This is a genomic window from Pseudomonas sp. Z4-7, assembly GCF_051131965.1.
Lineage (GTDB): Bacteria > Pseudomonadota > Gammaproteobacteria > Pseudomonadales > Pseudomonadaceae > Aquipseudomonas.
On record NZ_CP071642.1, the window covers coordinates 475762 to 486901 of the forward strand.

Consider the following 11140-nt stretch of genomic DNA (forward strand, 5'->3'; position numbering starts at 1 on the left):
ATGGCTGAACGTCTGAATAACGACTTCCAGTTCATCGATGTCGGGCGCAAGGATCCGAAGAAGAAACTGTTGCGTCAACGCAAGAAAGAGTTCGTGGAAATCTACGAGCCCTTCAAACCCCAGCAGTCGGCTGACCAGGCCCACCGCTGCCTGGGTTGCGGTAACCCGTACTGCGAATGGAAGTGCCCGGTGCACAACTTCATTCCCAACTGGCTGAAGCTGGTGGCCGAGGGCAACATCCTCCAAGCCGCCGAACTGTCCCACCAGACCAACACCTTGCCGGAAGTCTGCGGCCGGGTGTGCCCGCAGGATCGCCTGTGCGAGGGTGCCTGCACCCTCAACGACGGTTTTGGCGCGGTGACCATCGGTTCGGTGGAGAAGTACATCACCGACACCGCATTCGCCATGGGCTGGCGCCCGGACATGTCCAAGGTCAAGCCGACCGGCAAGCGTGTCGCGATCATCGGCGCCGGTCCGGCGGGCCTGGGCTGTGCCGACGTATTGGTGCGCGGTGGCGTGACTCCGGTGGTGTTCGACAAGAACCCGGAAATCGGTGGCCTGCTGACCTTCGGCATTCCCGAGTTCAAGCTGGAAAAGAGCGTGTTGAGCAATCGTCGCGAAGTCTTCACCGGCATGGGCATCGAGTTCCGCCTGAACACCGAGGTGGGCAAGGACGTCACCATGGAGCAACTGCTTGAGGAATACGACGCGGTTTTCATGGGCATGGGCACCTACACCTACATGAAGGGCGGGTTTGCCGGCGAGGACCTGCCAGGCGTCTACGACGCGCTGGACTTCCTGATCGCCAACGTCAACCGCAACCTGGGCTTTGAAAAGTCGCCGGAAGATTTCGTCGACATGAAAGGCAAGAAAGTCGTGGTACTCGGTGGTGGCGACACGGCGATGGACTGCAACCGCACCTCGATTCGCCAGGGCGCCAAGTCGGTGACCTGCGCCTATCGTCGTGACGAAGCGAACATGCCGGGCTCGCGCAAAGAGGTGAAGAACGCCAAGGAAGAGGGCGTGAAATTCCTCTACAACCGCCAGCCGATCGCGATTGTCGGGGAAGACAAGGTCGAAGGCGTGAAGGTAGTCGAGACCCGTCTTGGCGAACCGGATGCCCGTGGCCGCCGCAGCCCCGAGCCGATCCCCGGTTCCGAAGAGATCATCCCGGCCGACGCCGTGGTCATCGCCTTCGGCTTCCGTCCAAGTCCGGCGCCGTGGTTCGAGCAGTTCAGCATCCAGACCGACAGCCAGGGCCGCGTCGTTGCCCCGGAACAAGGCCAGTACAAGCACCAGACCAGCAACCCGAAGATCTTCGCCGGTGGCGACATGGTCCGCGGTTCGGACCTGGTGGTGACGGCGATCTTCGAAGGCCGCAATGCGGCGGAAGGGATTCTGGATTACTTGCAGGTCTGACCCGCCTCCAGGCCTCAAATGCAGTAACCCTTGTGGGAGCGAGCCTGCTCGCGAAAGCGGCCTGTCAGCTAACTTCAATGTTGGATGTGCCGGCCTCTTCGCGAGCAGGCTCGCTCCCACAGTTGTTTTGTGGTGTTAGACGACTGTGTTCCACCGCGACAAATTGCCCCGATAGATAAAAGGCACGGCTCTTGCCGTGCCTTTTGCGTCGCGCTCTGAGAAAATGCCCGCACTTTTTTTCCGGATGCCGACATGACTGCCCTGAAGAACGACCGTTTCCTTCGCGCCCTGCTCAAGCAACCTGTAGACGTCACCCCGGTGTGGATGATGCGCCAGGCCGGTCGCTATCTGCCGGAGTACCGCGCCAGCCGCGCCAAGGCCGGCGACTTCATGAGCCTGTGCATGAACCCGCAGTTCGCCTGTGAAGTCACGATGCAGCCGCTGGATCGCTACCCGCAGCTGGACGCGGCGATTCTGTTCTCCGACATCCTCACCATCCCTGACGCCATGGGCCAAGGCTTGTACTTCGAGACTGGCGAAGGCCCGCGCTTCAGGAAAGTCGTCAGCAGCCTGGCCGACATCGAGGCGTTGCCGATTCCCGATCCGCAGAAAGACCTCGGCTATGTCATGGACGCCGTCAGCACCATTCGCCGCGAACTGAACGGCCGCGTCCCGTTGATCGGTTTCTCTGGCAGCCCGTGGACGCTTGCGACCTACATGGTCGAAGGCGGCTCGTCGAAAGACTTCCGCAAGACCAAGGCCATGCTCTACGACAACCCCGAGGCCATGCACTTGCTGCTGGACAAGCTGGCGCAATCGGTCACGTCCTACCTCAACGGCCAGATCATGGCCGGTGCGCAAGCGGTGCAGATCTTCGACACCTGGGGTGGCAACCTGTCGGCGGCGGCGTACCAGGAGTTTTCCCTGGCCTACATGCGCAAGATTGTCAGCGGCCTGATTCGCGAACACGAAGGTCGCAAAGTCCCGGTCATCCTTTTCACCAAGAACGGCGGGCTGTGGCTGGAAAGCATCGCCGATGCCGGCGCCGACGCCCTGGGCCTGGACTGGACCTGTGACATCGGCAATGCCCGCGAGCGCGTCGGTAACAGAGTCGCGCTGCAAGGCAACATGGATCCGACCGTGCTGTATGCCAAGCCAGAAGCCATCCGTGCCGAAGTCGGGCGCATCCTCGCCAGTTATGGCAAGGGCAGCGGGCACGTGTTCAACCTCGGTCACGGGATCACCCCGGAAGTCGACCCGGAACACGCCGGGGCCTTCCTGCGGGCGGTGCATGAGTTGTCGGCGCAATATCACGGGTAATTATCGCGGCATCCTGAAACCTGTCCGGACTTGTGCCGGGCAGGTTTTTTATGCCGATTGTGTTTTAGTTTCGTCACAACTTTTTCAAGGTTAAGGGTTTCTATTTTTTAACGAAGTTCAAACAAGGAAAAATCCTTTAGCTAGTGCAGATTTTTCCTACAGAGAATACGTCAATGTCTCTGTAAGGTTTCGCCTCCCGTGATAGGACGCGTAGAACAATCTACGCGACTCCAAGAACGACTTGATTGTCGTTCTTCTTGACGAGTGGTCTGAAACTTTATGAAAACCAGAATTTTAAAGGGAAGCGCGATCGCAGGATTTGATTCTTCGTTGCCCTTGTTTCCCGAATGCCCGCAGAAAAGCCCTCCGAGCTATTCCAAACCGCGGATACTACTGCACTGGATATCGGCCTTCATTATCCTGTGGACGCTGGTATCCGGTTTTTATGTGGCCTATGTCCCGGTGCCCGTCTTGATCAAACAATGGGTTGGGTCGCTTAATGTTTCACTGACAACGGTATTGATTCCGTTGTTTACCTGGCGACTCTGGTTGTTTTTCTCCAACCTTGAAATCCGGGCTGCGGCATCGACCATCAATAAAAGCCTGGCGCTGGCGGTACATGCAGTGATCTACCTGGTCACCAGCGTCGTGCTGGTCACCGGCGTGCTGATGATGACAACGCCGATCAGCCTGTTCGGGCTCGTCCAGATCCCCCAGCCGCTGGATGACGAGCGACTGAACGACCTGGCGTTTACCCTCCACATTCTGTCCTGCCTGGCGCTTGCGCTGCTCGTCGCATTGCATATTTGCGCAGTGGTCTGGCATGAGTCTTCTGGCCGCAGGGTGCTACGGCGGATGACATTCAAGAAATCTGTAGGCGTGCTCATTCAGTGAGCGTAGGCGGTATTGCGTCAGTGAAGCTAGCCCTGGACGTTGCCGGGGAGCGGCGGCAGCTTCGCCAGTTTCACGGCTACCAGCAATGCCACCAAGAGCAGTGCGCCGATGAACAACCCGGTTCCGTTCCATCCTCCCAGGTGCCACGCGACCCCGCCCGCCGTACCGGCAATACTCGAACCGGCGTAATAGCTGAACAGGTACAACGACGAAGCCTGCCCCTTGGCCTTGAGGGCGCGGCGGCCGATCCAGCTGCTGGCCACCGAGTGCGCGCCGAAGAAGCCGAAGGTGAACACCAGCATGCCGATGATCACCAGCCAGAGCGGCGTGAACAGCGTCAACAGCAGGCCCGCCAGCATCAACGCGATGGTCGCCCAGAGCATTTTCCGCCGACCGAGCTTGTCAGCCATGGCCCCGACCTTGGCCGAACTGTAGATGCCGGACAGGTACACGACCGACAGCAACCCGACGAATGCCTGGTCCATATGGTAAGGCGCGGCCAGCAGGCGGTAGCCGATGTAGTTGAACAGCGTGACGAACGCCCCCATCAGTACGAAGGCTTCAAGAAACAGCAGGGGTAGCCCGGCGTCGCGAAAGTGCAGGGTGAAACCGTCCAGCAGGCTGCGTGGATGCAACGAGCGTGGGCGGAAGTTGCGCGATTCGGGAAGGATCCGCCAGAACACCGCCGCCGCAACCAGGGCCAGGCCACCGATCACCAGCATCGCGGTATGCCAGCTGACAAAGTCGATCAATACGCCGGTGATCAACCGCCCGCACATGCCGCCGATGGCGTTGCCGGCGATGTACAGCCCCATTGCCAGGCCGATGTGCCTGGGATGGATTTCTTCGCTCAGGTAGGTCATCGCCACGGCCGCCAATCCGCTTAACGACAGCCCCACCAAGGCGCGCAAGACCAGCACGCCTTGCCAGGTGGGCATCATCGCACTGGCGATCGTGCACAGCGCCGCTGCGAACAGCGCAGCGACCATCACCGATTTGCGGCCGATGCGGTCGGAAATCGGACCGGTGACCAACAGGCCGACGGCAAGCAGGCCGGTCGCCACCGACAGGATCAAGCTGCTCTGGGCGGCGTTGATGGAAAATTCCGCCGACAGCAGCGGCATCATCGGTTGCACGCAATACAACAGCGCGAAGGTTGCAAAACCGCCGCAAAACAACGCCAGCACCGTACGCATGAACAACGGCGTGCCTTTTTCGATATAGATATCTTTCAGCTCGGCAGCGGCATCATCCTGGGGGCGGGGCGGGATTTCATGGGCCAGTGGAGCGGCAGCGGTTTTCACGATGGACCTCGGAGGGGAGCACGGCCTGGCAGGCAATGAAAAAAGCATATAGCCGGCTAATGTTTCTATCCAATATATTGTTCGACCTGTTTAAGACGTTGTAAGACTTATTGAGTAAGGTCCATGGAACTGCGTCATCTGCGTTACTTCATCGCCGTCGCCGAAGAGCTGCACTTCGGCCGCGCCGCCTTGGTGCTTGGGATCTCCCAGCCGCCACTGAGCCAACAGATCCAGGCGCTGGAGCAAGAGATTGGTGCACGCCTGTTCGAGCGCACCAACCGTCGCGTCGAACTGAGCGAGGCCGGAAGGCTGTTTCTCGAAGAGGCGCGCCGGGTCCTGGCCCAGGTCGACAAGGCTGCCGACGTAGCCCGCCGCGCCCAGTTGGGGGAATTGGGCGAGCTGAAAATCGGCTTCACCTCCTCAGCCCCCTTCAATTCCACCATTCCCCAGGCGATCTTCACCTTTCGCCAGCGCTTTCCCGCAGTCCACCTGAACCTGCGGGAAATGAGCAGCACCCAAGTGGCCGATGCGTTGCTCGACGAGGCCATCGACGTGGGCATCATGCGTCCGCTGCCACTTCCCGACGCCTTGAGCGAAATCGAACTCAGCCGCGAGCCCCTGGTGGCTGTGCTCAGCTCCAAGCACCCGTTAGCCCAGGGCAGTGACAAAGGCCTGTTTCTCGCTTCGCTGGCCGAGGAACCGTTCGTGTTTTTCCCCCGCAGCTACGGCAGCGGTCTCTACGCCCAACTCCTGACGCTGGCCCGCGATGCCGGTTTCAGCCCGCACTTCGCCCAGGAAGCGGGCGAAGCCATGACCATCATCGGCCTGGTGGCGGCGGGGCTGGGCGTCTCGGTCTTGCCGGCGTCTTACCAGCGCATGCGTATCGACGGCGTGGTCTACCGGTCATTGCTCGACCCGGCGGCGGTCTCGGCGGTGTGGCTGGTCCAGCGCAAGGACCAGCGTTCGCCGATGGCAAAGGCGTTTGTGGCGCTGTTGACAAGCAATCCCTTGAGTTGACTTCTGCGCGCGGAACCGCGGTGGCGCAGACGCTCAACGGCAAGGCTGTCGGGCAGACTGTTGCCAAGTCGTACTTCATGCTGTCGGTGCCGGCTGGTCAACAAACCCTGGTTTCGTCTGCGGAAAATGACTCAGAGCTCAAGCTCAGCACCGAACCAGGCAAGAATTATTTCGTCTGGCAGGAAGTGAAAGTGGGTTTCATCAAGGCTCGTAACAACCTGCAGGTTGTTGATGACAAAACCGGTCGCGCCGGGGTGTCTGAAAGCAAGCTGATCCAAGCCGAGTAGCCCGACTGTCTTTGAGCCGGACTGTTTAGAGGGCACCCAAGGGTGCCCTTTTTCTTTCCAGTCCCTGCGACTGCTTCAACGCCAGCGCCGGAAAACCAGCGAGGTGTTGACCCCGCCGAAAGCGAAGTTGTTGTTCATCACGTACTCGTTGCTCATGCTGCGGAACTCGTTGCGCAGGTAATCGAGACGGCCGCATTCGGGGTCGACCTCGTCGAGGTTGAAGGTATGCACGTAGCGGTCGCGATTGAGCATTTCGATGCTGAACCAGGATTCCAGGGCTCCGCAGGCGCCCAGGGTGTGGCCGAGGAAGCTTTTTTGCGAACTGATGGGCATGTGTTCGCCAAACAGGCTGCTGGTGGCCAGAGTTTCGGCAATGTCGCCCTGCTCGGTGGCGGTGCCGTGGCCGTTGACGTAGCCAATGGCGGACGGCTCCAGGCCAGCGTCTTCCAAGGCCAGTTCCATGGCGCGCCGCATGGTGCTCAATTCGGGACGGGTGGCGTGCTGGCCGTCGGCATTGCTGCCGAAGCCGACGATCTCGGCGTGGATCCGCGCGCCACGAGCCAGCGCGTGCTCAAGTTCTTCGAGCACCAGCATTCCGGCGCCCTCGCCGATCACCAAGCCATCGCGGCCCTTGTCGTAGGGTCGCGGGCTGGTTTGTGGGGCATCGTTTTTCAGGCTGGTGGCGTAGAGCGCATCGAAGACCATTGCTTCGGTCGGGCACAGTTCCTCGGCGCCGCCGGCGAGCATCAACGGCAGGCGGCCGAACTTGATCGCCTCGTAGGCATAGCCGATGCCATGGCTGCCGCTGGTGCAGGCGCTGGACGTGGGAATCAGGCGCCCGGTCAGCCCGAAGAAGATGCTGATATTGGCCGCCGTGGTGTGCGGCATCATCCGCACGTAGGAGTTGGCGTTCAAACCTTCGGCGACGCTGTTGAGCAGCATGTTGCCGAAGGCCTTGATTTCATCGGTGCTTCCCGTGGAGGAGCCGCACGACACACCCATGCGTCCATCCTTGATCGACGGGTCGTCCAACAGTCCGGCGTCGGCCAGGGCTTGTTCCGCCGAGCCCACCGCCAGGCGGGAAACCCGGCCCATGCTGCGCAGTTGCTTGCGGGTCCAGTGGGCCGGGACCTGAAAGTCGTCCACGGGCCCGGCCAGGCGGGTGTTCAATTCGCTGAAGCGGTCCCACTCGTGCATGCGCCGGATGCCGCTGCGGTTGGCGGCGAAGTTGGCCGCGATGGTCTCCCAATCGCTGCCCAGGGAGGTGATGCCGGCCATGCCGGTGACAACGACGCGCTTCATCAGCACAGGCCTCCGTTGACGGCCAGGACCTGCCGGGTGATATAGCCGGCTTCGGCGGACATCAGGAAATTCACCGCGCTGGCCACTTCTTCAGGCGTGCCCATGCGCTGGGCTGGGATCATTTTCATCAGTTCTTCCACGGGGACGTTTTCATCGAGCATGGCGGTATCGATCAACCCCGGCGCGACGCAGTTGACGGTGATCTTGCGCTTGCCCAGCTCGATTGCCAACGCCTTGGCCGCACCGATCAGGCCCGCCTTCGAGGCGCTGTAGTTGACCTGGCCACGGTTGCCGATCAGGCCGGACACCGATGTGATGCAAACGATTCGTCCGGCGGCGCGACGGCGAATCATCGGCATCATCACCGGGTGGAGCACGTTGTAGAAACCGTCGAGATTGGTGCGCATCACACTGTCCCAGTCGTCCTCGCTCAGGGCGGGGAACGCGCCGTCGCGGGTCAGGCCAGCGTTGAGCACCACGCCGTAATAGGCGCCGTGGGTTTCCACGTCGGCCTCGAGGATGGTCTTGCAGGCGGCGCGATCGGAGACGTCGAATTGCAGCACCCGGGCATTGCGGCCCAAGGCCTGGATTTGCGCCTGTACGGCTTCGGCCTCGGCGCGACCGCTGCGGCAGTGCAAGACGATATCGTGCCCGGCCTGGGCCAGGCGCAAGGCGATGGCGCGGCCGATGCCACGGCTGGAGCCGGTGACCAGTATGGATTCAGTCATGGCTGGTTTCCTGTTGCGGACGGTTCATTGAGGTACTGGGCGGCATGGGGCGGGCGGAACACATTCAACCGTGCGCTGGCATGGATACCGGGCGCGCGGATGTGGCATTCGAACACACCCATGCCGTTGTCGTCTTCCAGCGATCGGATGCCGTGCAAGATCAGCTCGGTGCCGAGGGGGAAATATTCGACGTTGCATTCGAACTTGCGGGTACCGAGCAAAAAGCCCAGCTCCACGGCATCGCCGCGTTGGCGTGCGTGGCAACCGGCAAACGCCGCGACGCTCTGGGCCATCAGCTCGATGCCGACCCAGGCCGGCAGCGCGCCGTCGTCGCGGTTGAACAGACCGCCGGGCCTGACGGTGGCGAGAGTGTGGATCTGCTCGTCATCAAAGGACAGGATCCGGTCGATGAGAATCATGTCGCCGGCGTGGGGCAGCAGTTCGGCGAGCGGCCAGTCAATCATTGCGCGTCTCCGATAATCAGGCTGACGTTGTTGCCGCCGAAAGCAAACGAGTTGCTCATCAGGCGACGGGGCAGGTTCGGGTGCAAGCGGGTGTCGGACGTTACCCAGTCCAATGCCGGCAACTCGGGGTCGGCCTGGCCGTCCCAGACGTGCGGCGGCAGGGCCTGTGCGGTATTTTCACCGGACAGGGCCAACCAGCAGAACGCAGCCTCCAATGCACCCGCCGCGCCGAGGGTGTGGCCGGTCATCGGCTTGGTCGACGAGCAGGACACGCCCGCCGGGAACAGGCCGGCCACCGCGTGGCTTTCCATGGCGTCGTTATGTTGCGTGGCGGTGCCATGCAGGTTCAGGTAGTCGATCTGGCTGGCGTCCAGGCCGGCGCAGCGCAAGGCTTTTTCCATGGCCTGGCGGGCACCCCGGCCGCTGGGTTCCGGCGCAGAGATGTGGTGCGCATCGGAACTGGCGCCGTCGCCGAGCAGGGCAATCGAGTGCCCATCCGACGGCGTCTTGCTCATGAGAAACAGCACCGCCGCTTCGCCGATGTTGATGCCGCTGCGGTTCACCGAGAACGGATTGCAGCGCTCGCCGGAGACCGCTTCCAATGCTGAAAAGCCGTTGAGGGTCAGCTTGCACAAGCTGTCCACGCCACCGCAAAGCACCGCGTCGCACAACCCCAGGTCGAGCAGGCGACGAGCGCTCATCAAGGCCCGAGCGCTGGAGGTGCAAGCGGTCGAGATCACGTAGGACGGGCCGCTCAGGCCAAGCCAGTCGGAGAGAAAGTTGGCGGGCGCGCTGAGTTCCTGCTGCTGGTAGTCGTAACCTTCGGGGAATCGTTGTTCGCGCAGATAGTGGGCAATGCCCTGGCTGGCCTCGTCGATGCCCGAAGTGCTGGTCCCCAGCACGATGCCGATGCGCGCACGACCGTAAGCCTGGATGGCCTGATCGATCTCGGGACGAATCTGCAACCCTGCTTCGAGCAGCAGCTGATTGTTGCGGCTGCGTTGCGCCGCCATGGATTCAGGGATAGCGGCGAGCTCTCCGGTTACGCAAGCCACCGGCAATGCCCGTTCGGCCACCCAGCCGGCTTCGACGCGCACGCCTGAGCAGTCGCCGGCAAACAGGTTGCGGGCAACGTTTTGTTTGCCTCGACCCAGGGCGCAAACCACGCCCAAGGCGTTCAAATAAGCGGTCATCGTGCGCTCTCGCTCAACGGTGTAATGCGATAATTCGGCCCCTGCGGCAGGCTCAATTGAAAATCCAGCGGTTGCCTGTAGCGCACCTGCCAGCGGGTATCGAGCGTTCGTCGGGCGTCTTGCTGCCGGGCGGCCGGGTAACGGCCGGCCAGTTCCGCCTCGGGAGTCAGGGCAAACAGCAGGGCGGCGAACAATTCCCGGGCTTCGGCATTGGGCGGCAGCAGGCCGTCGGCTTGCCATTGGCTGTCGACCAGGCGCTGGCGAGCGACGGGAATGCCCAGCGGATCCATCATCGACCAGCGGATGCCGGCGCTTTCGCGCTGGATCACCAGCAGCCAATCCTGGCGCTGGCCGTCCAGTTGCCGTTCGACGTGCAATTGCAGCGGCAGCGCCAGGGTCGGCATGCGCTCGGGCAGTGGTGCCTGGCTGGCGCAGGCGCTGAGCAGCAATAGAAAACCTGCAAGCAGACCACGGATCATCCGGCTACCCCTTCGAGCGGCTTGCGGGCCACCACGTTGACCAGGGTTTCCTCGCGCTCGCCAAACGGCCTGGGCCGGCGCAGGCCCCAGCGTTCCAGCAGGCCGAAGTCCCTGGCGCGGCTCCACCACAGGTACGGATAGGAGATGTTGCAGTCTTCGAAGCGGAACCCTTGATTGGCGATCATCGCCAGGTATTGCGCCGCGCTTTTCTGCACCTGCATCGGGTGGCGGAACAGCCAGCGGATCACCCAGGTATCGATGTAGGCCTTGGTGGATTCGGCAAACAGGAGGTAGCCGCCGGGCTTGAGCACGCGATAGAACTCGGCGAGGGCTTTTTCCTGTTCCACCAGGTGATGGAAGGTCTGGTGGCAGAACAGCAAATCGACGCTGGCATCGGGCACCGCCAATGTCGCGCAGTCGCTGCCGATCAGCTCCACGGCCATGCCCTGGCGAGCCGCTTCCGCGGCGCTCAGATTCAGGCTGTGAGGGTCGGCGTCGACGCCAATCAGGCGTTGCGGTGCGAACACCTGGCGCAGATACCGGAACGATTTGCCCTGGCCGCAACCGGCATCCAGCAGCACCGGATTTGCCGGCGGCGAGGAACTGAACAGGCTGCGTAAATCGTCGGTGGCCACGCGCAGCACATGGTGCTGCCAGGTGTGGCTGCGCAGGAACCAGAAACCGAAGCGGGTTTCTTCGACGTAGTTGTCGCTCAGGTAGCTCATGGTTGCTT

Annotated in this window: 12 protein-coding genes; 5 read left to right on the forward strand and 7 right to left on the reverse strand. The window is 61.9% G+C overall.

Features of this window, described 5'->3' with window-relative positions; all coding sequences use genetic code 11:
• The 3 genes from J3P91_RS02055 to J3P91_RS02065 all read left to right on the forward strand — a co-directional run bounded on the left by J3P91_RS02055 (position 1) and on the right by J3P91_RS02065 (position 3633).
• Entirely contained in the window at positions 1-1419 is a 1419-nt protein-coding gene (locus J3P91_RS02055) for an FAD-dependent oxidoreductase (RefSeq protein WP_305497346.1), read from the forward strand.
• Positions 1420-1671: 252 nt separating this feature from the next.
• Positions 1672-2739: a uroporphyrinogen decarboxylase gene (hemE, locus tag J3P91_RS02060; RefSeq protein ID WP_434602586.1), complete on the forward strand. Its 1068-nt coding sequence runs from the start codon at positions 1672-1674 to the stop codon at positions 2737-2739.
• A gap of 279 nt (positions 2740-3018) precedes the next feature.
• Complete coding sequence (locus J3P91_RS02065; RefSeq protein ID WP_434602587.1) at positions 3019-3633, forward strand: cytochrome b; 615 nt, start codon at positions 3019-3021, stop codon at positions 3631-3633.
• A 26-nt stretch (positions 3634-3659) separates the two neighbouring features.
• Here J3P91_RS02065 and J3P91_RS02070 read toward each other — a convergent pair whose 3' ends face one another.
• The gene (locus J3P91_RS02070; protein WP_434602588.1) at positions 3660-4937 is read right to left on the reverse strand and encodes an MFS transporter; all 1278 of its coding nucleotides are present in this window, start codon (positions 4935-4937) and stop codon (positions 3660-3662) included.
• Positions 4938-5060: 123 nt separating this feature from the next.
• Here J3P91_RS02070 and J3P91_RS02075 point away from each other — a divergent pair, with 123 nt between their 5' ends.
• Together J3P91_RS02075 and J3P91_RS02080 are read left to right on the forward strand one after the other, a co-directional pair.
• Positions 5061-5954, forward strand: a complete 894-nt coding sequence (locus tag J3P91_RS02075) for a LysR substrate-binding domain-containing protein (RefSeq protein ID WP_434602589.1) — start codon at positions 5061-5063, stop codon at positions 5952-5954.
• 20 nt (positions 5955-5974) lie between these two features.
• Positions 5975-6241: a hypothetical protein gene (locus J3P91_RS02080; RefSeq protein ID WP_434602590.1), complete on the forward strand. Its 267-nt coding sequence runs from the start codon at positions 5975-5977 to the stop codon at positions 6239-6241.
• Between the two features lie 75 nt (positions 6242-6316).
• Here J3P91_RS02080 and J3P91_RS02085 read toward each other — a convergent pair whose 3' ends face one another.
• Genes J3P91_RS02085 through J3P91_RS02110 form a run of 6 tightly spaced genes read right to left on the reverse strand, consistent with a single transcriptional unit; the run spans position 6317 to position 11132 of the window.
• Positions 6317-7543 carry a beta-ketoacyl-ACP synthase gene (locus tag J3P91_RS02085; RefSeq protein WP_434602591.1) on the reverse strand — a complete coding sequence of 409 codons (1227 nt, stop codon included), beginning with the start codon at positions 7541-7543 and terminating at the stop codon, positions 6317-6319.
• Positions 7543-8271: a 3-oxoacyl-ACP reductase FabG gene (gene fabG, locus J3P91_RS02090; protein ID WP_434602592.1), complete on the reverse strand. Its 729-nt coding sequence runs from the start codon at positions 8269-8271 to the stop codon at positions 7543-7545. The genes J3P91_RS02085 and fabG overlap by 1 nt, the downstream gene beginning before the upstream one ends.
• Complete coding sequence (locus J3P91_RS02095) at positions 8268-8735, reverse strand: hotdog family protein (RefSeq protein ID WP_434570133.1); 468 nt, start codon at positions 8733-8735, stop codon at positions 8268-8270. The genes fabG and J3P91_RS02095 overlap by 4 nt, the downstream gene beginning before the upstream one ends.
• On the reverse strand, positions 8732-9928 hold the full coding sequence (locus J3P91_RS02100) for a beta-ketoacyl-[acyl-carrier-protein] synthase family protein (protein WP_434602593.1): 1197 nt from the start codon (positions 9926-9928) through the stop codon (positions 8732-8734). Before J3P91_RS02100 ends, J3P91_RS02095 begins: the two co-directional genes overlap by 4 nt.
• A complete protein-coding gene (locus tag J3P91_RS02105; RefSeq protein ID WP_434570129.1) occupies positions 9925-10407 on the reverse strand; it encodes a DUF3261 domain-containing protein in 483 nt (160 codons plus the stop codon). Before J3P91_RS02105 ends, J3P91_RS02100 begins: the two co-directional genes overlap by 4 nt.
• Positions 10404-11132 (reverse strand): class I SAM-dependent methyltransferase, encoded by a 729-nt coding sequence (locus tag J3P91_RS02110; RefSeq protein ID WP_434602594.1) that lies wholly within the window; start codon positions 11130-11132, stop codon positions 10404-10406. Before J3P91_RS02110 ends, J3P91_RS02105 begins: the two co-directional genes overlap by 4 nt.
• Positions 11133-11140 lie beyond the last annotated feature (8 nt).

Coding starts and splice junctions, on each gene's coding strand:
- J3P91_RS02065 (WP_434602587.1), top strand. CDS start 3,019: ATGAAAACCAGAATTTTAAAGGGAAGCGCGATCGCAGGATTTGATTCT.
- hemE (WP_434602586.1), top strand. CDS start 1,672: ATGACTGCCCTGAAGAACGACCGTTTCCTTCGCGCCCTGCTCAAGCAA.
- J3P91_RS02100 (WP_434602593.1), bottom strand. CDS start 9,928: ATGACCGCTTATTTGAACGCCTTGGGCGTGGTTTGCGCCCTGGGTCGA.
- J3P91_RS02105 (WP_434570129.1), bottom strand. CDS start 10,407: ATGATCCGTGGTCTGCTTGCAGGTTTTCTATTGCTGCTCAGCGCCTGC.
- J3P91_RS02085 (WP_434602591.1), bottom strand. CDS start 7,543: ATGAAGCGCGTCGTTGTCACCGGCATGGCCGGCATCACCTCCCTGGGC.
- J3P91_RS02075 (WP_434602589.1), top strand. CDS start 5,061: ATGGAACTGCGTCATCTGCGTTACTTCATCGCCGTCGCCGAAGAGCTG.
- J3P91_RS02110 (WP_434602594.1), bottom strand. CDS start 11,132: ATGAGCTACCTGAGCGACAACTACGTCGAAGAAACCCGCTTCGGTTTC.
- fabG (WP_434602592.1), bottom strand. CDS start 8,271: ATGACTGAATCCATACTGGTCACCGGCTCCAGCCGTGGCATCGGCCGC.
- J3P91_RS02055 (WP_305497346.1), top strand. CDS start 1: ATGGCTGAACGTCTGAATAACGACTTCCAGTTCATCGATGTCGGGCGC.
- J3P91_RS02095 (WP_434570133.1), bottom strand. CDS start 8,735: ATGATTGACTGGCCGCTCGCCGAACTGCTGCCCCACGCCGGCGACATG.